Below are 26,244 nucleotides of genomic sequence, written 5' to 3'. Positions count from 1 at the left end.
CATTCCCTAAAAAACATTTGTCTTCAAATTGAAGAGGATAGTTAAGCTAAGGATGGTGTTTCTGGACATAACCATACTGATGATTAGCTTATCTGTCACCCGTTTACGTTGCATACAGCAGGTTAGCGCGCAATTTACTTCGGTTGCTGAGTAAGCTTTAGCCTATATAGAGTATGCCAATCTCCACTAGATTGATTTAGCGCTCACGAAAGGGCTGAGTCAGCATTTTATCCAACCACTGTTCCCGTGTTTTACGAAACAGTGGCAGACCTATTTTCATCTGTTCATGGCCCATTTCAGGCTGCGCAATATAAGTTCTAAACAGTCGATCCCATATGGAGAGGAAAAAGCCAAAGTTAGAGTGGGTTTCGTGCACTAATACGGAGTGGTGGACTCGGTGCATGTCCGGTGTTACCACCAATAACCGTAACCATTGATCGATTTTGTAGGGCAGCTTGGCGTTACTGTGGTTAAACATCGCGCTCGCATTCAGTAGCACTTCAAAAACTATTACCGCAATTGGGGATACACCCAATAACGTCACCGCACCAATTTTAATCCATGCGGAAATGATAATTTCGAGCGGATGAAAACGGCTACCAGTTGTCACGTCGATGTCTTGATCCGCGTGATGCATACGGTGCAGACGCCATAGCAAAGGAATGCGATGAAATAGCAAGTGTTGCCAATAAATCACAGCATCCAACAGGATAACGGAAACAATCACAGCTATTGTTGGCGGAATGTCTAACCAGTAGAGCAAACCGAATTGACGGTTTTCTGCCCACTGTGCGGCGCTAAAAGCGAGGAAAGGCATCAGCATAGAAAGCAAAACGCTATTAAAGCTTACTAATCCAAGGTTGTTTAACCACCGAACTAGCTTACTTTGTGAAAGGTTTTTCCGCGGATAATTGGATTCCCATAATGCGCAGATCACCAATACAGCGAAAAAAATGGCTAATCGAATAAGCTCTATAGATCCATTCATGTTGCTTTCCTCGCACATACTTTTTGCATGCAAACTTTACTGGCGCAAAACCCAAGTGGTCAGTAAAATCGCTGCCATTTTTGAGCCAGTCGTTTGCACCATGAGAATTCACGCGTTTCATCACTTATATCAATATCGTCTAGAACGTTCAACCAAGCCATTTTTAGCACGGGGTGGCAAGATAAAACGTTGTCCTTACTGTCTGGTTGAGTTGACACACTGTTTGTGTGCCCATCAGCCTGATATTGAAAGCCAAGTGGCGGTACTGCTGATTGTCTCTGAAAACGAAGTGTTTAAACCGAGCAACACAGGGCGTTTGATTGCGGATACGGTGAAAGAGACCCATGTGTATCAATGGAGTCGTACTGAGCCAAACCCAGAGATGCTTGCGCTACTCAGTCATCCGGCTTACTACCCAGTACTGATTTTTCCTGCTGATACGGAAGAGGACAAATCCCGCGTGTTAAGCCCGATCCCAACTGAGTTTGCCGGTAAAAAACCGCTGTTGGTGCTGATTGATGGTAGTTGGCGCGAAGCGAAACGCATCTTTCGCAAATCTTCGTATCTTGCACCATTACCTTTGGTATCGGTGGAACCGGAACGCTTATCGCAATACATCATGCGTAAATCGGAAAACGAACAGTACTTGGCAACCGCAGAAGTGGCCAGCTTAGTGTTGGAAATGTTTGGTGATCGACTCTCAGCAAACACTTTATCGCTGTGGTTCGATGCATTCAAAGAAACATACCTGACCTGTAAATCACGCAATAAGCCGAGTATTACTAAACCCGCATTGCAACGATGGATTGCACACCAGCAAAGCGAGAGCTGCCTCTAAACTTGATCGTGAAGCTGAATACTTATTGCGCAATTAGTGGCATTCGCAGGATAAATAAGTGGTTTGTCACGGACTGTTGGCACAGCCTTGTGGATAATATGCGTCACTTTTATGTTTTTTATTTTTCCCCAAGGCTGGGATAGGAAATTGAGGAGAGAAGGCCATGTATTACGGCTTTGATGTTGGCGGAACCAAAATTGAATTTGGTGCGTTCAACGAGCATTTAGAGCGTGTAGCAACTGAACGTGTACCAACACCGACCGATGATTATGCAAAATTAATCGACACTATCGCTGGACTGGTACAGAAATACGATGCTCAGTTTGGAGTGGAAGGCACTGTTGGTCTTGGTATTCCGGGAATGGAAGATGCCGATGATGGTTGCGTATTGACAGTGAACGTACCTGCTGCAAAAGGCAAACCGCTGCGCGCTGATCTGGAAGTGAAACTGGGTCGCACTGTAAAAGTAGAAAACGATGCTAACTGTTTTGCACTCTCTGAAGCTTGGGACGATGAGCTAAAAGAAGCCACCTCTGTCATGGGGCTGATTTTAGGTACCGGTTTTGGCGGCGGATTAGTCTACGAAGGCAAAGTATTTTCAGGCCGTAATCACGTTGCTGGTGAAATTGGTCACATGCGCCTACCGATTGATGCCTGGTTCCATCTTGGTGAAAAAGCACCATTGCTCAGCTGTGGTTGTGGTAACAAAGGTTGTATGGATAACTATCTTTCTGGCCGTGGTTTTGAGCTGTTGTATGAGCACTACTACGGCGAAAAGAAAAAGGCGATTGAGATCATCACCGCACAGAAAGAGGGTGAAGCCAAAGCCGTTGAGCACGTTGAGCGCTTTATGGAGCTGCTGGCGATCTGTTTCGGTAACATCTTTACCGCAAACGATCCACACGTTGTTGTGTTAGGTGGTGGTTTGTCAAACTACGATCTGATTTATGAAGAGATGCCAAAGCGTGTGCCTAAGCATCTGCTCTCTGTTGCGAAATGCCCGAAAATCGTTAAAGCCAAACATGGCGACTCAGGCGGTGTGCGCGGAGCGGCTTTCCTCAACATTAAATAAGTTGAAGATCAACAGAATAAATTAAGGGCTTGCACTGCAAGCCCTTTTCCCTTTCTACTTGAAGTTGCAGCGGTGTTGGCGGCGTTCATTCACCCCAATCACATAGTTTGTCTATGCTCATGGGGATTCACTCGCTTGCCGACTACCTGCAACTCCAAGTAGTTTGGGTATCAGTATTTTAAAATTACAGCTAAAGCATATTGGCTTAGCGAGTCGCTTTTGGTTTTTTGCCTACACCAAAATTCTCTTTCGGTTGTAGCGTGATGATGCCAAAACCGAGCTTTTTAAAGTGGTTATCACGGAAGTTGCGTACCGATTTGGTATCTGAAATCGCTTCCAGCTGCATCTCCATCTTCAGAAATTCAGTCAGGTCAATGCCCTCAGCTTCGGCAACCGCTTCATGAATGTTGTGATGCTTTTCGTATGAGAAAGTCAGCGTTTTCTCTTGGTTTTTGTAGGTGTAGATGATGGTACGAGCCATGTTTCTCTCTCAACGCTAAATAAACGGGCTAGATTCTGCCTTGAAGTGGGATGATTGTCACGCTTTCCCCGACTTTTACCGTGTCAATCGCCGGAGCAATTTCAATCAAGCAGTTCGCTTCACTCATTGAGCGCAAAATTCCCGAACCTTGTTTGCCCGTGGTACGTACTGTCAGTTGACCTTGCGTATTAAAAGCGTAAACCCCACGACTGAACTCAGTTCTGCCTTGGCGAGAACGCAAATCTTCCAACGCAATCGCATTGACTTTCAGTGGTTGCCAACCTTGTTCACCTTGCATTTTACGCAGGGCAGGTTCAACAAAATTGATGAAAGAAACCATTACCGCGACAGGGTTGCCCGGTAGACCGAAGAAAGGTTTTCCAGCAATCTGGCCAAACGCCAGTGGGCGTCCCGGACGCATATTGATGCGCCAAAAATCTATTTGCCCCAGTTTCTCTAGCGCGGATTTGATGAAATCGGCATCGCCCACAGAAACCCCGCCGGAGGTGATCACCACATCAGCCTGTTTTGCCGCTTGCTCAAGCACTTGCATCATTTTAGCCTCGTCATCTTCAATGATGCCGAGATCGATGACTTGGCAGCCGAGCTGTTTGAGTAACCCCGTCAGGGTGAAACGGTTGGAATCAAAAATAGAGTTGGGCTCAATGTCACCACCGGGCGCTTGTACTTCATCGCCGGTCGAAAAAATCGCGACTTTAAGCGAGCGAAATACGTCTGTGTGCGCAAAACCCAGTGACGCCAACATGCCCATTTCTGGAGAAAGCACACGCTGGCCAGAGTGAAACACCGCTTGGCCTTGCGCCAAATCTTCACTTGCTTGGCGTACGTTTTGTCCTGCTTTGATTTTGGCACCCGCAAAACTCACCACATCGCCGTTTTGCGTAGCTTGCTCACGCATAACCACTGTATCGGCACCTTGTGGCATGGGGGCGCCAGTCATAATCTTTACCGCTTCCCCGAGTCCAACCGTTTTCGAATATTGACTGCCCGCTAACACTTCCGCCACTACACGGTAGCTATCGCGTTCAAGATCATCACTGCGCAGCGCATAACCATCCATCGCTGAGTTGCGATAGGCGGGTACATTGATCGGAGAGTGTACTTTACGCGCCAGTACGCGTTGATAGCACTCTTGAATCGCTACCGATTCTGTCTCTGCCAAAGGCAAAATGAGCGAGAGGATCTTCTCGCTGCCTTGCTCCACAGAAAGAAAAGCAGGGGATAAGGTGTCGCAGCATGCCGCCGCACTGTTTTTTGAATCTGAACCTACAGATTGCTGCGTTTTCTGTTCATGCCACTTCTCAACATAATCCAAAACGAAATCAGCGATCGCATCGAGATCATTAATGTGCATTTGCGGCAGAGCCGTTTCTACCGTTTCATCGGCAGCAATCGCAATGATGTTTTCATCGTGAGGGTAAAGCCAAGGCTTACCCACTTCAGCGCGGTGCAGTTCAATTTTTGGAAAAGCGATATTTTTACAGCCTTCAACCAAAATGACATCCAGCTTCTCGGCATCAAATCGAGTCAGCAGATAATCAAGCTCCGCTTCGGCATCGGGTGTTTCGGTCATCAGTGCATGACGGTTACGTGAAGCAATCAGCATTTGAGATGCCCCCGCTTTACGTAAGCGATAGCTGTCTTTGCCCGGCTTATCTACATCAAAATCGTGATGTGCATGCTTCAGTAGGCCAATGCGCAAGCCAGCCGCCGTCAGTTTAGGCAGTAGGGCTTCTAGCAGCGTCGTTTTTCCGGTTCCAGAATAGGCAGCGAAACCGAGTAATGGCAGGTTAGGGCGTTGAGGATTCTGGTTTGCAGAAGGAATCATGGGTGTAACGCTCCAAATTGCGCCAACTCTTGTGGCGTATTCAAATTAAAAAAACAGCTCGGTGCATCGCTAAAATCGACATAAGAGGTATGGCATTCATCGTAAAGCAAGATGATTTTGCGATCGCCGCGGGCTAAAAAGGCGCTGAGTTTGGGTAACACGCGTTTACGAAATAGGGTAAATACGGGTTGCTGATGTTCACCATCATGGGCCACTAAGATATCGCTCTCAGGTTTGACAGCCTGACAGAAGCGGGCAACTAAATCATCGCAAATTAACGGGCTATCACAAGGGACAAAACCGACCCAATCGGTTGGAGCATGACTTAAACCTGCATGAATACCACCTAAAGGGCCGGGGTAATCAGGAAACTCATCGCTGATCACGGGCGCAAATTGCGCGTACAGATTTTGGTTGCGGTTAGCATTGATGAGCAAAGTAGGGGTTTGCGGTGCCAGTTTATCGATCACATGTTGAATCAGTGGCTGACCATTCAACTGGATCAGCCCTTTATCCTGTCCCCCCATGCGGCTGGCTTGCCCGCCAGCGAGAATAACCCAGCTAGTGTCCGAGGTTTGAAGAGTGGGAAGTGTCTGTGTGGTTGTCATTTTTTTCTTTCACAATCTGCAGCAAGGGCGACTCTGTCAGTTGGCGATCTTTAATCCACCACTGTTTTTTACACAGCGCCGTGAGGGCGTTGGTTTGGTGGCTAGTGATCACAAGGCTGGAGCCGCGCTCTAATAAATCTCGCGCCATTATAACTAATCTCTCAATAGATTCCTGATCCAATGACGCACTCGGCTCATCCATCAGCAAAATGGAAGGCTTGAGGATCCACGCTCGTGCCATCGCCACACGCTGTTTTTCTCCACCTGAGAGCACAGAAATATGCTCATCGGCCAGCGTTTCTAATCCCACCATACGCAGGGCTGTGATCACTTGCGCTCGTTTTTCATGCGCAGACAAGCCACTGAAACGAATGCCGTACACCACGTTTTGATAAACCGTGTCATCAAACAGATAGGGGCTTTGATGAAGATAGACAACTTCTGAGGTCGCGGAAGTCAAAAACAAGCGTTGCCACCAAGGTTTTCGGCCAAGTACCTTGCCGCTGCTCGGTTGTAATAGGCCTGCGAGAATTTTCAACAGGGTGGTTTTACCTACGCCATTGTCGCCCTTCAGGTAAATGGCATCATTGGGGCCAATGGAGATCTCTGGAATATGAAATAACACGCGATCTTTAAAACGCATGGAAAGCTGCTGTGCGGTAAGTTTGATCGTCATTATTTGCCTTATGTTCTCAAATAGCCTTTACCCCGTAGGGAAGAGAGCAGAAAATTTAGCCCTAATGCCAACGCGAGTAGTACCATACCAAGCGCAACGCCTTGAGCAAAAGCGCCTTTATTGCTTTCCAATGAGATAGCCGTTGGGATGTTGCGGGTCAAGCCCATGATATTCCCGCCCACCATCATTGAACAGCCGACTTCGGTCACGATACGGGAAAAACCCGCGATGGTGGCGGCCATTAAAGGAAAGCGCGCTTCCCAAACTAAGGTTGCAAAGAGTCTAGGAATGGAAGCGCCCAGCGTCATTGACGTTTCGAGTGAGCGACGATCGGTCGATTGCAACGCACCATGCATCATGGCAACCAGAATCGGAAAACAGATCAGTGCTTGGCCTAAAATCATCGCTTGCTGGGTAAACAACATCTTCCAATCACCCAACGGGCCTGCGCGCGAGAGCAACATGTACAGCAGCAAACCGATCACTACAGTCGGAACCGCTTGCAAGGTGTTGATCAGCGAAAGCAGAGTCCATTTACCGCGAAAGTTGGTGTACGCCAACACAAAAGAGAGCACCACGGCAGGCACAAGTACCAACGAAATCGCAGTCAGCGAAACGCTAAAGGAGACCGCAACGATCTCCCATAGTTTAGCGTCTAGACTCACCAACAGATGCAATGCATCTAGGGTTGTTTGCCAAAGACTCATGAGTGATTACTGTTTGTCCGCATTGGCAACAAAAAGTTGTTGGCCATTCACTTTGTAATCGTTAATCAACTGCTGACCTTTAGGGTTCACCAGCCAATCACTGAATACTTTAGCGGCTTGGTATTGAGTTGTAGGGTAACGCTCAGGGTTGACAATGATCACTTGGTAAGGGTTAAACAATTGCTCATCACCTTCAAACAGCACTTTGAGATCCAGCTTATTGTTGTAAGCCAGCCAAGTGCCACGGTCGGTTAGGGTATAAGCCTGCATTTCAGACGCCATGTTCAGCGTTGGACCCATGCCTTGACCAATCGAACGGTAGCCACCAAAGTTCGGTTCAATGTTGTTTTGTGCCCAAATGCCGAGCTCTTTTTTGTGTGTGCCGGAATCGTCACCGCGTGAAATAAACACCGCGCCGCTCTTAGCGATATTTTCAAACACTTTCGCGATGTTCTTTTCATCGGAGATTTTGGCAGGATCACTGTCTGGCCCAACCACCACGAAATCGTTGTACATAAGTTTACGTGGTAGGACACCGTAACCCGCTTCAACAAAACTGGCTTCGGCTTTAGGTGCATGGGTCATGACTAGATCCACATCGCCGTTTTCGCCCATTTTTAGTGCTTTACCTGTACCAGTAGCAATCACATCCACTTTATAGCCCGTATCTTGCTCAAATTTGGGGAGCAAGTAATCCAGCAGACCAGAATCGTAAGTGCTGGTCGTAGTCGCAAGACGGATGCGAGTGTCATCGGCACTGGAAGCTGAGTAACTGACTAAGATGAGTGAAGCAGCCGCGAGGGTAAAGGTCGTTTTTTTCATTGTGAATTCCATGACTGAGTTGATTGTAGGTTTAATCAAGTGACATTCGTGTGTCACCTAATGAAATCAATTGCTGTTTAGTGTATGCGAAAGGGGGATATAGCAAATGGGATGCCAACATCATTCTGAGTAATTCAGGATAAAATTCCCCCCCAAAAAGTAGGCTGATCAGGAAAATTTGTCTAAATTGAGTGACAGATAAATAGTGGTGGGACAAAATGTCGCAAATTAATCATAACCAATGTAAGGTTAATTGAGTCGTTCTGTCTCAATGCTTTATGGAATGTCCTTATGTCACAAGCCTTGGATCTCAACCAAACTCATTTATACCAACCATTTTCTGTTTTAGTCGTCGATGATGAAGTCGGCATGCAAATGGTGCTTAAAAAAGCACTGAGCAAATGGTTTTCGCGTGTGGATTCAGCAGGCAGCATTGAAGAGGCGGAAGTACTGCGTTGCCAGCAACATTACGACTTGCTGATTTTAGACATCAACTTGCCCGGACGCTCAGGCATTGAATGGGAAGAAGCCTTTACCGACCCAGATCACCGAGCGGATGTGATTTTTATGACGGGTTATGCGGATCTCGATACTGCCATCAGTGCTCTCAAATTGGGAGCGAGTGATTTTATCCTCAAGCCATTTAACCTTGAGCAGATGCTGCAAGCAGTACAACGCTGTATGAATAAGCGCCTGAATGAGCGTTTGCAATATGCTTTGCAGCGTGACTTTCAACGCCACTGTACTACGCAAATCATTGGCAGCTCGGTACAAACTGAGTTACTGAAACAGCATATTGTTCAGTTTGCTCCGTCACGCGCTTCCGTGCTGATTGAAGGTGAATCGGGGACTGGGAAAGAGTTGGTTGCGCGCGGCATCCATGAAGCAAGTGGTCGCCAAGGTCCTTTTGTGCCAATCAACTGTGGTGCGATTGCGCCAGAATTGCTGGAAAGTGAACTGTTTGGGCACACCTCTGGAGCATTTACCGGCGCGAAAAAGAGTCGTGAAGGGCTGTTTCGCGTTGCTAACGGGGGCACTCTGTTTTTGGATGAAATTGGCGAAATGCCACTGACCATGCAAGCTTCCTTATTACGAGTGCTAGAACAGCGTACTGTTCGTCCGGTTGGATCGGAAAAAGAGGTGAGTGTGGACGTGCGAGTGGTGGCCGCCACCAACCGCAATCTGCAACAAGAAGTCGAAAATGGCCGCTTTCGCGGCGACCTTTACTATCGGCTTAATGTGTTGAAAATCGAAGTGAGCCCACTGCGTGAGCGCAAGCAAGATCTGCATGAACTGTTGCCGTTTTTCACCAAAATGCTCTGTGCGGAACTGGGGATGCCAATGCCAAAATGGGCGTATGAAGATATCTCTTCGATGCAAGATTATGATTGGCCGGGCAATATTCGCGAGTTGAAAAACTTGATTGAACGCTGCTTGTTATTGGGTAAACCGCCAGCTCATTATTGGCGGGAGCTAAATGGCCTACCGATTCATGTAGAACTTGAGGTGACAATGTCACCAAGTGTCAGTGCAGAGGCATCTTCTGGTGACGATGTCACGGAGTCTAGCTTGGGATATCCCAATGACTGGCCTTTACGCGCTGTGGAAAAAGCACATATTCAGCAAATTGTGGCCTTGTATGACGGCAATAAATCTGCGGCGGCGCGTGATTTAGGTGTGGCACGCAAAACCTTAGAACGTAAATACAAAGAGTGGGAAAGCGAGGATATCAGCCATGAAAGCTAAATGGGCTTTGTGGCAAAAATGGCGACACCGTTTTAAAACGACAGTGCGCTATCGGCTGTGGATTTTGACGTCAGCGCCGATTTTTCTCACTTTGCTGGCGTTGATTGCGATCACTATTTACTGGTCACTGCACTACACCTGGAACAGCGCTTTAATTGATGTGTCTGAGCGGTTAGGTGTCGCACAAAATAGTGTTGCGTTGCTGCAACAAAAACAAGCTAATCATGTTCGTGCGTTTGCTGAGTCGTACGATTTTCGCAAGCGTCTACAAGATCCGGAAACCCTCAGTACATTGCCACGTTGGGTACAAATACAAAAAAGCCGCTATGGTTTAGATTTTTTGAATTTTGAGCGAGTAGATAGTATCGAACAGAAGTTTCGTTACCTCGATCTCACCAAGAGAGAATCCTTCTTCGATGTGCTTAATGCTGATGAACTAGAAAAGCTGGATCCAGACTTAGCGAAGCAAGCACAAATCCCGATTCTTAATTCTCAGCAGATCGAAACTCGGGGATTGGTTAGCCGTACAGTGATTCCAGTGCGCAACGAGTTCGGGGACATTATTGGTTTCTTGGATGGTGGTTTACTGCTTAATAACAGCACAACTTTAGTCGATCAAATTCGAGATCTCATCTACCCAAGCCATCAAGATCAACTTCGTCCGACTGGCACTTTAACTCTGTTTTTGGATGACTTACGCGTCAGTACCAACGTGCCACTGGATAGTTCAATTCACGCAGGTCGTGCCATTGGTACACGAGTCTCGGCTGAAGTGTTTAATCAAGTCCTTAAAGAAGGTGAACGATGGGTCAATTTAGCGTATGTGTATGATGCTTGGTACATCACCGCATATCAGCCAATTTGCGATCAATACAATAACGAAATCGGCATGCTGTACACCGGTTACTTAATGTGGCCATTTTTAAAAGCTTACGTGACCAATATTTTAGAAGTCGGGATCACTACGCTATTCCTGTTGGTGATTTCAGGTTTATTTGTTTATCGCGGCTCTCGCGATCTGTTTCGTCCTATCGAGCGCATTCACCGTGTAGTGAAAATGGTGCAACTTGGTAAAAACCAACGTATCGGGCAACTTGGGCTCAACGATAAACATGAACTTGCACAGCTTGCGAAGCAATTCGACAACATGTTGGATCAGTTGCAGCAACGAAATGAAGAAATCGTGCAAGCGGCGCATGTGTTAGAAGAAAAAGTGCAGTCACGCACGGCCAGTTTGCAAGAGAAAACCGCGCAGTTGGAACACCACATTACGTTGCTTAATCAAGCTCGCAATAAGTTGGTGGTGCATGAAAAGCTTGCGGCACTTGGTGAGCTTACGGCTGGGATTGCCCATGAAATTAACAACCCTACTGCGGTCATTCTTGGTAATACCGAGCTAATTCGCTTCCAGCTTGGGGATGACGCCAGCAAAGTTGAAGAAGAGATTGATGCCATATTGTTGCAAATCGAGCGGATCCGAAACATCACGCGCAGCTTGTTGCAATACAGTCGCCAAGGTGGAGTGCAGGACGAAATCACTTGGCAGCACGTCAACCCGATCATTGATGAAAGTATTACCTTAGTCAAAACCGGCTCTAAAAAGCGCGATATTGAATTTGTGCTTGAGCTGAAAGCGCATAATTCGGTGGAGGTGAATCGTCATCAACTACTGCAAATTTTGGTTAACTTGCAGATGAACGCGATTCACGCTATGAACGGCAAAGGCCGCATCACGATACGCAGTGAAGATTGGATTGAAGAGGGGCAAAACCGCGGGGCGGTGATCCACATTGAAGATCAAGGTTGTGGCATTAAGCCGGAAAACCTCAAACGCATTTTCGATCCGTTTTATACACCACCAAGCGTGAGGGAACCGGGCTAGGGCTTTCGGTTTCACAAAGTTTGCTCAGCCAATCCGGTGGAGAGATGAAAGTGAGTTCAGAATTGGGTGTCGGCAGTACATTCAGCATCTATTTACCTTCCAAAAATGAAGCCAAGCTTCGCGAGACGTTACTGATTCAGTAAGCCCAGATTAAAAAATGTCGGTTATTGTGTATGTGATAACCGACTTTCTGGCGAGTTATGCAAATCAGGGCTTGTAGTCTGGGCGCTGAACAAGTAACGTTGCGCAGATTTTTCTATTTGTGATCCCCGTCAGCTTAATTTGGCCACCGAAAGTGCGCCGTTTTACGTGGCGGGAATGTTAACGCACTAAGGTACAGGCTTTGATTTCTACAGCGAATATCACTCAACAATTTGGCGCTAAGCCACTGTTTGAAAACATTTCAGTTAAGTTTGGCGAAGGTAATCGCTACGGTTTAATCGGGGCAAATGGTTGTGGTAAATCCACCTTCATGAAAATCCTCAGTGGAGAGTTGGACCCAACTGGCGGTAACGTGAGCTACGATCCGAACGAGCGCGTCGCTAAACTGAATCAGGATCAGTTTGCGTACGAAGAGTTCACCGTAATTGACACCGTTATCATGGGTCACAAAGAGTTGTGGAAGGTAAAACAAGAGCGCGACCGCATTTACGCTCAGCCAGAAATGACTGAAGAAGATGGTATGCGTGTTGCCGATCTCGAAGTTGAATTCGCCGAGATGGATGGCTACATGGCGGAATCCAAAGCGGGTGAACTCCTGCTAGCGGTAGGTATTCCATTAGAGCAACATTACGGCCTGATGAGCAGTGTGGCTCCGGGTTGGAAACTGCGTGTGTTGCTGGCGCAAATCTTGTTTGCGGATCCAGACATCATGCTGCTCGACGAACCCACCAACAACTTGGACATCGACACCATTCGCTGGTTGGAAGATACGCTGAACGCACGTAACTGCACCATGATCATCATCTCGCATGACCGTCACTTCTTAAACTCAGTATGTACCCACATGGCGGACTTGGATTACGGTGAACTGCGTATTTACCCAGGCAACTACGACGAGTACATGACCGCAGCGACCCAAGCACGCGAGCGTCTGTTGTCTGATAATGCGAAGAAGAAAGCGCAAATTGCTGAGCTACAAACCTTCGTAGCGCGTTTCTCGGCGAACGCATCGAAAGCCAAACAAGCCACTTCTCGTGCAAGACAGATTGATAAGATCAAACTAGATGAAGTGAAGGCATCAAGCCGTCAGAACCCATTCATTCGTTTCGAGCAATCGAAAGAGCTATTCCGTAACGCCCTGATTGTTGAAAACCTCAGCCAAGGTTTTGATCATGACTTGTTCAGCAACTTCAACGCAATTTTTGAAGTGGGAGAGCGTGTTGCCATCATCGGTGAGAACGGTGTGGGTAAAACAACTCTGCTGAATACGCTTGCGGGCGCACTTGAGCCACGTAGCGGTATGTACAAGTGGTCTGAAAACTCGAATATTGGTTACTATGCGCAAGACCATGCTCACGAGTTCGCGGAAGAACTGAACCTGATGGAGTGGATGGGTCAGTGGCGTCAAGAAGGCGATGACGAGCAAGTCGTTCGTAGCTTCTTGGGTCGTATGCTGTTTGGCCAAGATGACATCAAGAAATCCGTGAAAGTACTATCGGGTGGTGAGCAAGGTCGTATGTTGCTTGGCAAACTGATGATGCACAAGCCAAACATGCTACTGCTCGATGAGCCAACCAACCACATGGATATGGAATCAATCGAGTCGCTGAACAATGCTCTAGAGCAGTACAAAGGTACTTTGTTCTTTGTATCGCATGACCGTGTATTCGTAGACTCACTGGCGACTCGCATCATTGAAATTCGTGATGGCAAAATCACTGACTTCAAAGGCTCTTACGCTGAATTCTTACGTTCACGTGGTGTTGAGGGTTAATTGCCATTACATTGTGCTTTATAAAAATAGTGAACTAAATAGCGTGTTTACTAATATGAACGGCCCCTATGTGGGGCCGTTTTTTATAATGAGGGCGCTCATTTTTAATGACCTGCTCTTAAAACCACTATGTGAAGTTTTATTCAAAGTGAATAGTAACGCAGTCAAGCCCTCCTTGTGTAGCGAGTAGTCTTTCAGCTTGATTTAGCTTTCCTCGGAAGCTAGCAGGTGCAGCTTCTTTACCAACAAAGTATACCGAGATTCCTGGTACAGTATGTTGGATCCATTGTTGAAAAGCATCATTCAAAACAGAAATGCTGGATGCATTGGTAATGTAAAACTTAGAGTTACCAGTTCCCATAATGCCATTCATCCAATTGACATTTTTATTACCATAACGGAATGCACCAGCTGTTCTTACCGGTGTTAGACCGGCCTCAGTAAGTTGTTGGCGAATTTTTTTATGTATTTCATTGTAATCTTTCGCTTGATTATCGAGATCAGTCAGTGCTTTTTGCAACTCGACTCGTTCTTCTTCAGTGATAGACGGACTATTCGCCGCATACTTAACAATGGCTTTGTTGTACTCATGATCATTAATTAATACTTTGCCTTTCTCTAGCGGACGAAGTTGCATATCAATATGGAAGCCTGGCTGTGTGATTATAATTAGATTATCTCGTGTTACTCCCAGTTCCTCAGCCATTTTCTCTTCAACAATTTTTGTCATTGCGATAAAACGCCTTGCAATGGTTCGAGCTTCTGAGTCAGGAAGACCTTTACGCATCTGCCCATTAGATTCCAACATTGGCACATAATGCTTTTCTAAAGCTGGATCACTTGCTATTGTTCCGACCTTGTCATCAATCAATGAAAGATCAAAGTCCGTAGTATGATTCGCTGCGGAGGTTAGCTGTTTATATGCATTTGTAACTGCAAGTTCCCAATCAAACTCTTTTGGCAGTGTTCTCCCCAATACCTGCTCGTAGCGAGACTTTATTTTCGCACGAACAATATTTAACTTTGATTCATCAATAATGATCTTTGACTCATCTTGAGAGTAGGGGAGAAGCTTATATTTAGCTCGTACAAATTTGGCATACTCAATTTGTTTTTCCAATGAATCGAGATTGGATGGAAGCAAGCCAAGTGCATCAAGCATCAGTCGATCTATTTCAGGATCATTGTTTAACTGAATATAGTGATCTTGTTCTGTACCATGAATCTTGGGCTTAACAATGATGAGGGTAAAACCACCGGTTTGTTCCATTTGTTGCTTCTTAGCTTCCACTCTTTCATTGTCATATCTGGTGTACAACAAAGCCGTTTGCAGAACAGAATCACGTCCGACAAGTACATATTGCGAACCATTCTCTCTATGTCCAACAAGCATGTTGCCACCATCGATGATTGAGAAAGTTTTAACAAGCTCTGCACCAGATCTTTCAGCATAACTATCTGCTAGGCGATACATACTGTCGTCTAATCCCTGAGTATCTAAAGAGCCATTGCTGTGATGCCCTTCAAGGATTGCCAAAGGTGAGTTCTTGTCTAAACCACGAAGAAAGTTATGGATTTCATCTTTTAATGAACCTAATGATTGGCTTGGCCGGAAGACTTTTGCTCCGTCTCTAGACAGCCACATATTATCTTCTGTCCACACATACATTGGGCTTTGGGTTAGTACGGTAAATCCCTGTTGAATACCAACTTCTGTCAATTCGGCAACTAATTCTGGTTGTATCTGATAATGCTCTGGTATGACAACGGTCTTAACTCTGTTACTCAGATCATCGACCGCTAGGCTGAAAGTGTTGCTAGTGGATTGCGAACCAACACGGAAGGTAGAGCTCTCATATTGAGCAGAATCTGTTGGAAATAGGATCGCTTGGTTTGCGACCGCATGACTAGAGACGGTTGCCAGTGCAACAAAAATAGCAAGAGGTTTTAATTTCACAATATATAATCCTGTAAATATCAAAGTTGACATTTACATTAACATGGTGAATCTATAATTCGGTCTTATTGTATGAGTATTCACACAACTCTGACTTTTTTATTCATTGTGAATTTGGTGTAAAGAACCAAGAAGATGTTAGTAGAAAGGAGCTCGGCCGATAGTGTTTTGGCTAAATCGCTTAGCCTAGATTGCAGTTGCTGATAGGTTTTATCGAATCTCTCAATGTACTGTTCATTTCGCCGAGCAAAATAATCTTTTTCATGCCGACGAAGCATGAGGAGATCAATCGCACTCAATAAATTCTCAGTAGCGGCATTTTCGAGAGTGGTGAGCCGATTAGCACTGACATTTTCATAGAATGAGTAAAAACCGACCCTGAGTAGCAATGTGAAGTTAATTAAAAAAGTTTTGCTCTGATCGATAGAGAAAAAATACGATCTTTTTTTACAGGTGATCCGGACATGGACACCTCCCATAAGCCTATGACGTTGATAACTGAGTGTTTTGCATGTTGCATTTTTGTTTCATTTTATTGCCACGACATTCAACTAATAGCTTATAGGAGGAGATTTACAAGTCAGTCCAGGTGCTCTGCTTGCCCTTTTACATCAAACACTACTTTGTTTGCGCCACTGTACACATGGAAGCGACGACCGGAAGCACGAGCAATTGTGGTAATGCCAAAACGTTGTGCCAGCTCAAGCCCCATTTGAGTGACGCCGGAGCGAGAGAGCAACACAGGAATGCCCATTTGCGCGACTTTAATCACCATCTCTGAGGTTAAACGCCCTGTGGTGTAGAAAATTTTGTCATCACCACGCATATCATTCAGCCACATTTCACCTGCCAAGGTATCCACGGCATTGTGTCGACCAACATCTTCCACAAAAGAGAGCACCCGATCCTCTTGGCAAATCGCACAGCCATGAACTGCGCCGGCTTTTTTGTAAGTGTCGTTGTAGTGGGTTAATGCCTCCAATGCAGCGTAGATTTGTGACTGTTTAATTGGCTGCTGTGGCACTTGGTAATTCTCAAGCTGCTTCATCACGTTGCCATACATGGTGCCTTGGCCACAGCCGGAGGTAACGGTTTTTTTCTTCAGCGCAGGCTCTAAATGGTCAATGTTTTCACGCGTAACCACGGCTGCCGAATGGGTTTCCCAATCGATGATGACTGAATCGAGCGCTTCAGGATCGGAAATGAAGCTTTGATTCTTCAAATAACCCAGTACCAAAGCTTCTGGTCGCGAGCCGAGCGTCATCAAGGTCACAATCTCTTTCCAATTTAGCAATACTGTGAGAGGGCGTTCACAGGCGATCGATTTCACCAGTTTTTCGCCGTATTCGTCATACACTTCAACTTCAATGGTTTGTAGAGGATTTTCGCTGGTTTTGATGATGGAAGGTTTAGCCACGCTGGATTCCTGTGTGCTGCTCGCTTTATCCTCGGTAGACCTGTCAGTGCAAATCTTGGGGTAGCGCGAATAAGAAAAAGTGTCGTCAATGTAGCAAAAAGGGTGCCGAATCAGAAACAACCTTGAACAAAAGTGATGATGTCTTTCTACTTAAATCTATGTATTGGCACCAAATGGCTCAATTATTGCTTTAATTTAAACTCTGATTGTTAATTTAGTATGTGTTATGACTGAACAAACTTCTCCTGAATCCTTAACGGATACCGCTCATAGCAAAACCGATAGCGCTTGGCCGCTGGCTTGTAACGTGGAACCTCGTCCTGTCTCGCGTGGCCGTTGGCAAACCACTCAGTGGGTGTTGCACGGTTTCAGTTTAACGCCAGAGGCGCAGAGTCAATATGTCGCAACATTGCAACTGTATCGCGATGAGCGAACCGACTATCGCTTTAACCTCAGTTCACAAGCGCCCAAACTGTTCTTTGTTGCGGAAGATCCCATTGAAGATCAGCCGCTTAAAATTGTGCAATTGACCGCATCGCAAGCCGTCGCCAGCCGTTATATGGATAGCGATTACCTGGTGCTTTCTGCCGATATGCCGCTGCCTGTGCAGGCGTGGATGGAAGCCTATATTGGCCGTCACGGTGAGTTACTTGAAATCCGCCGTAAGAAACGTGAAGGCGCGGGGAGGTCTTGTGGCAACTGAGCAGACGTTCTTTTCCCGTTGGTCACAACGTAAATTAGCCACCGAGCCAGACCAAGAGCCCCAACTTGATACTCCAGAGGGCTTAGCCTCAGAGCCTTTGGAAGAACAACCGCTTGCAAGCGAGTCCTCTGTAGAAACTGAAAGTGGATTGGAGAGTGACGCGGTCGAACAACCTCATTCAGCGGAGAATGAAGAACCCAGCGTAGCGAGTTTGTTGGTATCAGGTGCTTCGCAAGAACTGAAGAAAGCCGCATTGCGTAAGCTGTTTTTGAGCGGTGAGTTTAGTGAAGTGTGCATGCTGGATGATTACAACACGGATTTCAGCAATACCGCCACGCTCACAACGGAAGTCGCGCAAACCTTACGTCAATGGTGGAAAGAAACGGACTCCTCGCCGGATGAAAGCGAAGAAAAAATCGCGGTGGTTGAAGATACCGTTAAAGAAAATCCAATCGATGCTGAACTTGCGGATCCTAACCTCGCATCCACCGCCGAATTGGCTGATCCGCTCAATGAAAAACAACCTTCAGAAGCGTTGCCAACGAGTGAGACAAAATATACCTCATAGATATTAGGGACATTTTGACTTACCTCTCAATAGGTAGAGTGGGACATATTGTCCCACTCCTTGTGTTGACTTCAAATTACTGAGTCATTTCTCGATTAATTCTCTGTTTTTTCATCCGAATTTTTTGGAACGTTATTTGCTATAGCTTGTGTAAAACGAGTCAACGATGCACGTTGGCTCCAATAATGGAAGCAAGCAATGTTAAACAACCTACTACAACAAGCGACGTCTCCAAACGGTCGGGCGCGGCAGTATGCGATTGAGCATACGGTTGAGCTGACCAATCTTATTCCGCCTACCGTAAGCTACGAAAGTGGCGGTCACACCTTAATTGTTGGCCCCACCACACTGATTGAACGCATTGCTGAGCAGTTGAGCAGCATGGCTTCAATCACTCTACTTTCTGTCGATGGCGAGCCCAGCACGCAAAGCAATTTGTACTACGCCGACACGGTAGAAATCAGCGGTTTTCTCGGTGCATTCTCGGTGAACGTAGAAAACCACGGTAAGCGAGTCAATTTGGCGCAAGCCGCGATAGGAGGAAACACCTTTGATATCGTATTGGATATGTCACTCAACGGTTTAATGAGTGAAGAAGTCCCTGTGCCTGGTTATTTTCCAGTAGGACGCGGTTATCCAAAACTGGCTGATGCACTGGAAGAGATCCCAACTCTGATGGGTACCTTCGATAAACCTAAGTATTTCCGTCTTGAGACAGACTTGTGCGCGCACAGCTCACGTGGAGTGAAAGGGTGTGAACGCTGTGTGGATGCGTGTCCTGCTGGCGCGCTTTCCAGTGAAGGTTCAGAGCAAACAGGGCATCGCATTCAAATTAACCCTTATCTATGTCAGGGCGTAGGAACCTGTGCGACCGCTTGCCCGACGGAAGCGATTCACTACGCACTGCCTAATCCTACCGATACTCAAAAATTTATTGAGCGATTACTGGTGAATTACCACCAAGCCGGCGGTGAAAAGCCGATCGTTCTGATCTGCAGCTCTCGCCATGAAAGTTACAACGTCATGGCATTGAATGTCCTGCCAGACAATGTCATTCCGGTGGTGGTGGAAGAGCTGCCTTCCGTCGGTATCGACAGCTGGTTTGCTGCTTTAGTTAACGGTGCAACTCAAGTGTTGTTTGCAGCGAGTCGTCACATGCCACAAACCATTCAACGCATTCTCAACCAAGAAGTGAGTATGGCGCAGAGCTTACTGACTCACTTAGGTTTGGCCAAAGAGACGATTGATATTCTTTATCTCGAATCGTTACGCGAGGGAATGCCGTTACTGTGTGAACAGCCGCTTGGGCTTAAGTTGGGTGACTTAATCGGTAATAAGCGCCAACGCCTGTTTACCGCGCTGGATGCGTTAGCGGAAACACTCAATGCTGAACCTAGCGTTCAACCACTCAGTATCAGCGCGCCTTACGGCACCATTGAATGCCAAACAAGCGATTGTACTTTGTGCATGAGCTGTGTCGCGGTTTGCCCAACGCGAGCACTGCATCCGGCGGGTGATAGCCCAGCACTACGCTTTATTGAACAAGACTGCGTACAGTGTGGTTTGTGTGTCAAAGCTTGCCCTGAACAAGTGCTTAGCGCTACACCACAACTCAACTGGAACAAAGCGGCACGCCAAGGTGTGGTGACTTTGCATCAAGAAGAGCCCGCTAAGTGCCTGCGTTGCCATAAGCCTTTCGCGCCACAATCCATGATTACCATGTTGCAAACCAAGTTACGCGGTCACTCACATTTCGCCACGCCGGAAGCGCTCAATCGTATTGCGATGTGCGAAGACTGCCGAGTGGTCGACATGTTTGAAGCCATGGCTCATGACCCTGAGCAGCAGCTCAAGTATTAAGGAGAAAGTCATGCAAGAGCAATCTATGCATTCACAGTCAATGCGTTCAGACATTTACCTGCTGCTCGCCACACTGCTGCGTGATGTGCCCTCAGCAGAACTGTGTGCCTTTCTGGCTGAATTGGACTTTGAGGCCAATGGCACCGAAATGGCGCAAGCGTGGCAGGCGATATCCGCCGCCGCACAAAACGTTCAAGCGGACTCTTTGGCTGACGAGTATCAAGAGCTGTTTATTGGTATCGGTCGTGGTGAAGTCGTGCCTTTTGCCTCATGGCATTTGACTGGTTCATTGATGGAAAAGCCGCTGGCCGATATTCGTGATGATTTGAGCCGCTTAGGGCTAGAGCGTGATGAACAAGTGCGTGAGCCAGAAGACCATATCTCGGCGTTGTGCGAAACCATGGCTTATTTATGTGAGCAAAGTGGTGACGAGAACGCTGACGAAGAAATGCAACAAGTGTTTTTCAACCGTCACATCGCACCGTGGTTTGGCAAGCTAGTGAGCCAAATTCGTCAGGCTCCACATGCCCAATTTTATTTAGCCGTCGCGCAGCTTCTGGACGCTTTTTTGAGTTTAGAACAAGTGGCGATGACACAAGCACCAAGCAGTCGCAAGAATCGTTATCGGATCGAGGTGAAGAACCTGACCGATAAAGCCGAACAGTGAACAAACCGGAATTAGAAAACAGACGTCTTAAGACGCACAGCTAAGTTGCTAAAACTTAAGCAATAAGGAAGCAATCGATGAAAAAAGAGAACCAAGTAAACCAAAGCAGACGCGATCTGCTTAAAGGGTTAGGCACAGCGGCTGTCGCTGGCGCTGTCGTAGCGGGGGTAAGCACTCAAACGGTCGCAAGTGAATCAAGCACCGAGAGCAAAGAGCCGCTGAAAAAAGGCTATCACGAAACTCAACACATTCGTGATTACTACAACACGCTATAGGAGCCAACCCGATGAGACTCATCAAACGTTCAGACAGCGTGATCAAAGAGCAAAATCAGCTCGGTATTAGCCGTCGTGCATTTATGAAAAACACTTCACTGGCAGCGGGCGGAGCGGCGGTAGGTGCCTCTCTGTTTACGCCGGGCATGATCCGTAAAGCTCAGGCCAGCGAAGTGGATCGCAGCGCAAAAACGGAAGTGAAGCGTACCATCTGTTCACACTGCTCAGTCGGTTGCGGTATCTACGCTGAAGTACAAAACGGTGTATGGACTGGCCAAGAGCCGGCTTTTGATCACCCATTTAACGCGGGCGGTCACTGTGCGAAAGGCGCAGCATTGCGCGAACACGGCCACGGTGAACGTCGCCTGAAATACCCAATGAAATTAGAAGGCGGCAAGTGGAAGAAGATCTCTTGGGAACAAGCCATCAATGAAATTGGTGACAAAGCGCTGAAGATCCGTGAAGAGTCAGGCCCAGATTCGGTTTACTTCCTCGGCAGTGCTAAGCACAGTAACGAGCAAGCCTATTTGTTCCGTAAAATGGCTTCCCTGTGGGGCACCAACAACGTTGACCACCAAGCACGTATTTGCCACTCCACCACGGTAGCGGGTGTAGCAAACACTTGGGGCTATGGTGCAATGACCAACTCATTCAATGACATGCACAACTGTAAGTCGATGCTGTTCATTGGTTCTAACCCAGCAGAAGCTCACCCAGTCGCGATGCAGCATATTTTGATCGCGAAAGAGAAAAATAGCTGCAAAATCGTGGTTGCCGATCCTCGTCGTACCCGTACTGCAGCAAAAGCGGATTATTTTGTTTCCCTGCGTCCGGGTAGTGACGTTGCCTTTATTTGGGGCGTGCTGTGGCATGTGTTCAAAAATAATTGGGAAGACAAAGAGTACATCCGTCAACGTGTATTCGGTATGGATGAAATCCGCGCTGAAGTTGCCAAATGGACGCCAGCAGAAGTTGAGCGTGTCACAGGCGTAAGCGAAGAAGAAGTCTATAACACCGCGAAAATCCTTGCGGAAAACCGTCCGGGTTGTGTGGTTTGGTGTATGGGTGGTACTCAACACACCACAGGTAACAACAATACTCGTGCGTACTGCATTCTTGAGCTGGCACTGGGCAACATCGGTAAATCGGGCGGCGGTGCCAACATTTTCCGTGGTCACGATAACGTGCAAGGTGCAACCGACTTAGGCGTGCTTTCCGATACGCTGCCGGGTTACTACGGTTTGACCGAAGGTTCATGGAAACACTGGGCAAGCGTTTGGGGCGTGGATTTTGAATGGATCAAAAACCGCTTTGACCAAGGCACTTATAACGGCGCGTTGCCAATGGAAACCCCGGGGATCCCCGTATCTCGCTGGATCGATGGTGTACTGGAAAACAAAGACAATCTGCAGCAACGTGAAAACATTCGCGCCATGTTCTATTGGGGTCATGCGGTGAACTCGCAAACCCGCGGCGTAGAAATGAAAAAGGCGATGCAAAAGCTGGATATGATGGTGATTGTTGACCCATACCCAACGGTTGCGGCGGTGATGAACGATCGAACCGATGGAGTGTATTTGCTTCCTGCGACCACTCAGTTTGAAACCTACGGCAGTGTGACGGCGTCTAACCGCTCTATTCAGTGGCGTGATCAGGTGATTGAGCCGCTGTTTGAATCCAAACCTGACCACGAAATCATGTATCTGCTCAGTCAAAAACTGGGGATCGTCGATCAACTGTGTAAAAACATTCGTGTTGAGAACAATCAGCCACTGATTGAAGACATCACCCGTGAATTTAACCGTGGTATGTGGACGATTGGTTACACCGGACAAAGCCCAGAGCGCTTGAAAACGCACCAACAAAACTGGCACACCTTCCACAAAACTACGCTTGCTGCCGAAGGTGGTCCTGCGAATGGCGATACTTACGGTATGCCTTGGCCATGTTGGGGAACGCCAGAGATGAAACACCCCGGCACGCACATTCTTTACGATACCTCGAAAACCGTAGCCGAAGGTGGCGGTAACTTCCGTACCCGTTTTGGTGTGGAGTTTGAAGGTAAGAGTTTGCTGGCTGAAGACAGCTACTCGAAAGGATGTGAGCTGCAAGACGGCTATCCAGAATTTAGCGATAAGCTGCTGAAACAACTCGGATGGTGGGATGATTTAACCGCGGAAGAGAAAGCGGCTGCAGAAGGCAAAAACTGGAAAACTGACCTTTCTGGCGGTATTCAGCGTGTCGCGATCAAACACGGCTGTATTCCATTTGGTAACGCGAAAGCACGTGCGATTGTGTGGACATTCCCAGACCGCGTGCCGCTGCACCGTGAACCGCTGTATACACCACGCCGTGATCTGCTGGCTGATTACCCCACGTGGGACGATCAAGCGTTCATCTTCCGTGTTCCAACTCTGTATAAGTCGATTCAAGCGCAGGATAAATCCGTGGAATACCCGATCATCCTAACTTCTGGTCGCTTAGTGGAGTACGAAGGTGGTGGTGAAGAAACCCGTTCTAACCCTTGGCTGGCTGAACTGCAACAAGAGATGTTTGTTGAAGTGAACCCGAAAGATGCCAACGATTTAGGCTTTATTGATGGCGATATGGTTTGGGTTGAAGGTGCAGAGAAAGGCCGCATCAAAGTCAAAGCCATGGTGACACGTCGTGTGAAACCGGGTATGGCGTTCTTACCATTCCACTTTGGTGGCAAGTTCCAAGGTGAAGATCTGCGTCCGAAATATCCAGAAGGGACACAGCCTTATGTGGTTGGGGAAGCGGCAAACACCGCCACTACCTATGGTTACGATCCTGTCACCTTGATGCAGGAAACCAAAGTCACCCTCTGTAACATTCGTAAAGCGTAAGGAGCTTACCCATGGCAAGAATGAAATTCCTGTGTGACACCAAACGCTGTATTGAATGTAACGGCTGTGTCACTGCCTGTAAAAATGAAAACGATGATGCTCTGGAATGGGGCATCCAACGTCGCCGCGTGGTTACGCTAAACGATGGTGAACCGGGTGAAAACTCGATTTCCGTCGCCTGCATGCACTGTACCGATGCACCGTGTATGGCGGTGTGTCCGGCAGACTGCTTTGTCCATACCGAAGATGGCATTGTGCTGCATAACAAAGATCTCTGTATCGGTTGTGGTTACTGCTTGTTTGCTTGTCCGTTTGGTGCTCCGCAGTTTCCAAAACAAGCCTCATTTGGTGAGCGCGGCAAGATGGACAAATGTACCTTTTGTGCTGGCGGACCGAATACTGTACCGGGTTCTGAAGAGGAACGTCGTCAATACGGTGCCAACCGTATTGCGGAAGGCAAGCTGCCAATGTGTGCTTCTCTCTGTTCTACCAAAGCGCTGCTGGCGGGTGATGCGGAGAAAATCTCTGATGTCTTCCGTCAACGTGTGGTTGAACGTGGTGCGAAAGGTGCCGGTTGGACGAACGGTGAAGATCTCGCGTATGACGCAACTCGGAGTTAAGTGGCTATGAGACAACAAATTTCTCGCGCCGCTCGTTTTGTGCTGCCTTTATTGGCAGCACTGCTGTGCTGGTTGGCTCAACCCGTGATGGCAGAAGAGAACGCAAAACCGGATGTGGTGCAAAAAGAGATGACCCAACTGGCAGGAGCAGACTTTTGGCGTCAGGTACGACAAGGCGAAGCGGGGTACACCACTTCTCAGTCTCCTGAACATGGCGTGTTGATCAGTAAACCGGGTGAAACTTGGTTTATCCTCAAAGAGAAATGGATGTCTCCGGCTGGTGCGGTTGCGATTTTCGGTAGCATTGCGATGGTGGTGCTGGCGTATATCGCGGTTGGCCCGCTGATGCTGAGTAAGCCGCGCACCGGACGTAAGCTGAATCGCTGGTCACGTTGGGATAGGGCGCTGCACTGGAGTATGGCGTTTACTTTCCTGACCTTGGCGTTCAGTGGTCTGATGCTGGTGTATGGTAAACACTTCTTAAAACCGTATATCCCGAATGAACTATGGGGCTGGATCATCTATGCCGCGAAGCAGTATCACAACTACATGGGGCCACTGTTTTTCATTCTGCTGATGTTTGTACTGCTCAAATGGTGGCGTAAATCCATCTTCAATAAAGTGGATGTACAGTGGTTTATGAAGCTCGGTGGCATGGTGGGTAAACACAAGGGTTCACACCCTTCTGCAGGATTCTCCAACGGTGGTGAAAAGGCCATTTACTGGTTACTGATTGTGTTTGGAACCTTTGCGGCCATTAGTGGTTTGGTGCTCGACTTCCCGATTTTCGGTCAGACACGTCGTGATATGGAATTGTCGAATCTCATTCATATGTTTTCGGCACTGATCTTAATCTGTGGCTTTATCTTCCATATCTATATTGGTTTGTTTGGTATGGAAGGCGCATTAGAAGGCATGGTGACAGGCAAAGTAGATGAAACTTGGGCGAAAGAGCATCACGATCTTTGGTATGAAGAAGTGAAGCGCCGCGGTGAAATTGAAGAAGTGAGTGTGGAATCTCAACCAGCCTCATTCAATCAAACGAAAGGAGAGGTGAGCCATGAATCAAGATAGAACCCGCAAGTCAGTGTGGTTTGTCTACATTGCGAGCTTGCTGACTCCATTCACCTGCTTGCTCTCTGGGGTGATTGGTATCATCTATGCCGGTTATCGATTGGATAAAAACCAAGATGGTGAGATCGCGAATTCACACTACTATGGATTAATTCGCAGTTTCTTCCTCTATCTCACTTTCTTCGTGGTGTTGATTGTGACAGTGGCGACCACGAACGGCATCATCATGGGTGTGAATCGCTACTGGATGCCGGAGTCGTGGCTTGCCAAGCTAGGGCATGGCATCCCTTATGTGGGCGCTATCATTGCTGTAGGGGCCATCTCGATCTGGATCTGGAGGATGATCCAAGGCATGCAGCAGTACCAGCGCAACTTACCGCACGCCCCATCAACTGGGCCTAATTTGTAATCTCGTACCCGGCCATTGAGCCGGGTATTTTTTTGTTTCTACCGGCTTCCTTGCTTGATTTTTGTGCGCGTTGTTTTGGTGCTGTTACACCAATTTGGTGCAGAGTTATTGCAAACTGTAACTCCCCACGGTTGTACCTCTCTCGCTTTACAAACAAATACCTCAATTTATCAATACATTACCCATCTATTTCAAAACGTATTTTCTAATCGAAAAGCTGGA

22 protein-coding genes and 1 pseudogene are annotated in these 26,244 nt (G+C 47.3%); 14 read left to right on the top strand and 9 right to left on the bottom strand.

Annotated features, from left to right (window positions below):
- Positions 1–196: 196 nt before the first annotated feature.
- Positions 197–988, bottom strand: coding sequence for a sterol desaturase family protein (locus tag VOA_RS13505; RefSeq protein ID WP_001014482.1), 792 nt, complete (start codon positions 986–988; stop codon positions 197–199).
- A gap of 100 nt (positions 989–1,088) precedes the next feature.
- On the opposite strand from VOA_RS13505, the gene VOA_RS13510 reads away from it, so the two are divergent.
- Together VOA_RS13510 and nagK are read left to right on the top strand one after the other, a co-directional pair.
- Positions 1,089–1,826, top strand: a complete 738-nt coding sequence (locus VOA_RS13510; protein ID WP_032468193.1) for a tRNA-uridine aminocarboxypropyltransferase — start codon at positions 1,089–1,091, stop codon at positions 1,824–1,826.
- Positions 1,827–1,989: 163 nt separating this feature from the next.
- The gene (gene nagK / locus VOA_RS13515) at positions 1,990–2,898 is read left to right on the top strand and encodes an N-acetylglucosamine kinase (RefSeq protein WP_000291346.1); all 909 of its coding nucleotides are present in this window, start codon (positions 1,990–1,992) and stop codon (positions 2,896–2,898) included.
- A 205-nt stretch (positions 2,899–3,103) separates the two neighbouring features.
- On the opposite strand, the gene VOA_RS13520 is transcribed toward nagK, so the two are convergent.
- The 6 genes from VOA_RS13520 to VOA_RS13545 are packed head-to-tail and all read right to left on the bottom strand — an operon-like array spanning position 3,104 to position 8,041.
- Positions 3,104–3,379 (bottom strand): DUF2960 domain-containing protein, encoded by a 276-nt coding sequence (locus tag VOA_RS13520; protein WP_000124575.1) that lies wholly within the window; start codon positions 3,377–3,379, stop codon positions 3,104–3,106.
- Between the two features lie 28 nt (positions 3,380–3,407).
- Entirely contained in the window at positions 3,408–5,228 is a 1,821-nt protein-coding gene (locus VOA_RS13525; RefSeq protein WP_000613078.1) for a bifunctional molybdopterin-guanine dinucleotide biosynthesis adaptor protein MobB/molybdopterin molybdotransferase MoeA, read from the bottom strand.
- The gene (gene mobA, locus VOA_RS13530; protein WP_000214113.1) at positions 5,225–5,836 is read right to left on the bottom strand and encodes a molybdenum cofactor guanylyltransferase MobA; all 612 of its coding nucleotides are present in this window, start codon (positions 5,834–5,836) and stop codon (positions 5,225–5,227) included. Before mobA ends, VOA_RS13525 begins: the two co-directional genes overlap by 4 nt.
- Positions 5,790–6,512 (bottom strand): energy-coupling factor ABC transporter ATP-binding protein, encoded by a 723-nt coding sequence (locus VOA_RS13535; protein ID WP_000153003.1) that lies wholly within the window; start codon positions 6,510–6,512, stop codon positions 5,790–5,792. Before VOA_RS13535 ends, mobA begins: the two co-directional genes overlap by 47 nt.
- 8 nt (positions 6,513–6,520) lie before the next feature.
- Entirely contained in the window at positions 6,521–7,219 is a 699-nt protein-coding gene (locus VOA_RS13540; protein WP_000061033.1) for an ABC transporter permease, read from the bottom strand.
- Between the two features lie 6 nt (positions 7,220–7,225).
- A complete protein-coding gene (locus VOA_RS13545; RefSeq protein WP_000753832.1) occupies positions 7,226–8,041 on the bottom strand; it encodes a substrate-binding domain-containing protein in 816 nt (271 codons plus the stop codon).
- Positions 8,042–8,332: 291 nt separating this feature from the next.
- Here VOA_RS13545 and VOA_RS13550 point away from each other — a divergent pair, with 291 nt between their 5' ends.
- From VOA_RS13550 to VOA_RS13560, 3 genes and pseudogenes are all read left to right on the top strand, one after another.
- Positions 8,333–9,787 carry a sigma-54-dependent transcriptional regulator gene (locus VOA_RS13550; RefSeq protein WP_000075867.1) on the top strand — a complete coding sequence of 485 codons (1,455 nt, stop codon included), beginning with the start codon at positions 8,333–8,335 and terminating at the stop codon, positions 9,785–9,787.
- A pseudogene (locus VOA_RS13555) lies at positions 9,777–11,812 on the top strand (cache domain-containing protein). Before VOA_RS13550 ends, VOA_RS13555 begins: the two are co-directional and overlap by 11 nt.
- 200 nt (positions 11,813–12,012) lie before the next feature.
- A complete protein-coding gene (locus tag VOA_RS13560; protein ID WP_000625968.1) occupies positions 12,013–13,605 on the top strand; it encodes an ABC-F family ATPase in 1,593 nt (530 codons plus the stop codon).
- Positions 13,606–13,744: 139 nt separating this feature from the next.
- Here VOA_RS13560 and VOA_RS13565 read toward each other — a convergent pair whose 3' ends face one another.
- Complete coding sequence (locus tag VOA_RS13565) at positions 13,745–15,562, bottom strand: hypothetical protein (RefSeq protein ID WP_000769441.1); 1,818 nt, start codon at positions 15,560–15,562, stop codon at positions 13,745–13,747.
- Between the two features lie 580 nt (positions 15,563–16,142).
- Positions 16,143–16,979, bottom strand: coding sequence for a formate dehydrogenase accessory sulfurtransferase FdhD (locus tag VOA_RS13570; RefSeq protein ID WP_001118361.1), 837 nt, complete (start codon positions 16,977–16,979; stop codon positions 16,143–16,145).
- Positions 16,980–17,205: 226 nt separating this feature from the next.
- Here VOA_RS13570 and VOA_RS13575 point away from each other — a divergent pair, with 226 nt between their 5' ends.
- The 9 genes from VOA_RS13575 (at position 17,206) to VOA_RS13610 (ending at position 26,022) form a co-directional block, all read left to right on the top strand.
- The gene (locus VOA_RS13575; RefSeq protein ID WP_000139764.1) at positions 17,206–17,682 is read left to right on the top strand and encodes a DUF3305 domain-containing protein; all 477 of its coding nucleotides are present in this window, start codon (positions 17,206–17,208) and stop codon (positions 17,680–17,682) included.
- Positions 17,609–18,250 (top strand): DUF3306 domain-containing protein, encoded by a 642-nt coding sequence (locus VOA_RS0117390; RefSeq protein WP_001884798.1) that lies wholly within the window; start codon positions 17,609–17,611, stop codon positions 18,248–18,250. The genes VOA_RS13575 and VOA_RS0117390 overlap by 74 nt, the downstream gene beginning before the upstream one ends.
- 198 nt (positions 18,251–18,448) lie before the next feature.
- Positions 18,449–20,110 (top strand): 4Fe-4S dicluster domain-containing protein, encoded by a 1,662-nt coding sequence (locus VOA_RS13580; protein ID WP_000933853.1) that lies wholly within the window; start codon positions 18,449–18,451, stop codon positions 20,108–20,110.
- Between the two features lie 10 nt (positions 20,111–20,120).
- A complete protein-coding gene (locus VOA_RS13585) occupies positions 20,121–20,777 on the top strand; it encodes a TorD/DmsD family molecular chaperone (protein WP_001157808.1) in 657 nt (218 codons plus the stop codon).
- 77 nt (positions 20,778–20,854) lie between these two features.
- Positions 20,855–21,052: a twin-arginine translocation signal domain-containing protein gene (locus VOA_RS13590; protein WP_000711979.1), complete on the top strand. Its 198-nt coding sequence runs from the start codon at positions 20,855–20,857 to the stop codon at positions 21,050–21,052.
- A gap of 11 nt (positions 21,053–21,063) precedes the next feature.
- Complete coding sequence (locus VOA_RS13595; RefSeq protein WP_001236876.1) at positions 21,064–23,919, top strand: formate dehydrogenase subunit alpha; 2,856 nt, start codon at positions 21,064–21,066, stop codon at positions 23,917–23,919.
- Positions 23,920–23,930: 11 nt separating this feature from the next.
- Entirely contained in the window at positions 23,931–24,539 is a 609-nt protein-coding gene (gene fdh3B / locus VOA_RS13600) for a formate dehydrogenase FDH3 subunit beta (RefSeq protein ID WP_000113434.1), read from the top strand.
- Between the two features lie 6 nt (positions 24,540–24,545).
- Positions 24,546–25,613 (top strand): formate dehydrogenase subunit gamma, encoded by a 1,068-nt coding sequence (locus tag VOA_RS13605; protein ID WP_001249715.1) that lies wholly within the window; start codon positions 24,546–24,548, stop codon positions 25,611–25,613.
- Positions 25,600–26,022: a hypothetical protein gene (locus VOA_RS13610; protein WP_001070860.1), complete on the top strand. Its 423-nt coding sequence runs from the start codon at positions 25,600–25,602 to the stop codon at positions 26,020–26,022. The genes VOA_RS13605 and VOA_RS13610 overlap by 14 nt, the downstream gene beginning before the upstream one ends.
- Positions 26,023–26,244 lie beyond the last annotated feature (222 nt).

This window comes from Vibrio sp. RC586 (assembly GCF_000176715.1).
Lineage (GTDB): Bacteria > Pseudomonadota > Gammaproteobacteria > Enterobacterales > Vibrionaceae > Vibrio.
Note: the sequence above shows the minus strand (reverse complement) of the source record. Positions and strands in the feature narration are given on the sequence as shown.

What these genes read in the sequence shown, in the direction of transcription:
- VOA_RS13505 (WP_001014482.1), bottom strand. Translation starts at nt 988, where the DNA reads ATGAATGGATCTATAGAGCTTATTCGATTAGCCATTTTTTTCGCTGTA.
- VOA_RS13510 (WP_032468193.1), top strand. Translation starts at nt 1,089, where the DNA reads ATGAGAATTCACGCGTTTCATCACTTATATCAATATCGTCTAGAACGT.
- nagK (WP_000291346.1), top strand. Translation starts at nt 1,990, where the DNA reads ATGTATTACGGCTTTGATGTTGGCGGAACCAAAATTGAATTTGGTGCG.
- VOA_RS13520 (WP_000124575.1), bottom strand. Translation starts at nt 3,379, where the DNA reads ATGGCTCGTACCATCATCTACACCTACAAAAACCAAGAGAAAACGCTG.
- VOA_RS13525 (WP_000613078.1), bottom strand. Translation starts at nt 5,228, where the DNA reads ATGATTCCTTCTGCAAACCAGAATCCTCAACGCCCTAACCTGCCATTA.
- mobA (WP_000214113.1), bottom strand. Translation starts at nt 5,836, where the DNA reads ATGACAACCACACAGACACTTCCCACTCTTCAAACCTCGGACACTAGC.
- VOA_RS13535 (WP_000153003.1), bottom strand. Translation starts at nt 6,512, where the DNA reads ATGACGATCAAACTTACCGCACAGCAGCTTTCCATGCGTTTTAAAGAT.
- VOA_RS13540 (WP_000061033.1), bottom strand. Translation starts at nt 7,219, where the DNA reads ATGAGTCTTTGGCAAACAACCCTAGATGCATTGCATCTGTTGGTGAGT.
- VOA_RS13545 (WP_000753832.1), bottom strand. Translation starts at nt 8,041, where the DNA reads ATGAAAAAAACGACCTTTACCCTCGCGGCTGCTTCACTCATCTTAGTC.
- VOA_RS13550 (WP_000075867.1), top strand. Translation starts at nt 8,333, where the DNA reads ATGTCACAAGCCTTGGATCTCAACCAAACTCATTTATACCAACCATTT.
- VOA_RS13575 (WP_000139764.1), top strand. Translation starts at nt 17,206, where the DNA reads ATGACTGAACAAACTTCTCCTGAATCCTTAACGGATACCGCTCATAGC.
- VOA_RS13580 (WP_000933853.1), top strand. Translation starts at nt 18,449, where the DNA reads ATGTTAAACAACCTACTACAACAAGCGACGTCTCCAAACGGTCGGGCG.
- VOA_RS13585 (WP_001157808.1), top strand. Translation starts at nt 20,121, where the DNA reads ATGCAAGAGCAATCTATGCATTCACAGTCAATGCGTTCAGACATTTAC.
- VOA_RS13590 (WP_000711979.1), top strand. Translation starts at nt 20,855, where the DNA reads ATGAAAAAAGAGAACCAAGTAAACCAAAGCAGACGCGATCTGCTTAAA.
- VOA_RS13595 (WP_001236876.1), top strand. Translation starts at nt 21,064, where the DNA reads ATGAGACTCATCAAACGTTCAGACAGCGTGATCAAAGAGCAAAATCAG.
- fdh3B (WP_000113434.1), top strand. Translation starts at nt 23,931, where the DNA reads ATGGCAAGAATGAAATTCCTGTGTGACACCAAACGCTGTATTGAATGT.
- VOA_RS13605 (WP_001249715.1), top strand. Translation starts at nt 24,546, where the DNA reads ATGAGACAACAAATTTCTCGCGCCGCTCGTTTTGTGCTGCCTTTATTG.
- VOA_RS13610 (WP_001070860.1), top strand. Translation starts at nt 25,600, where the DNA reads ATGAATCAAGATAGAACCCGCAAGTCAGTGTGGTTTGTCTACATTGCG.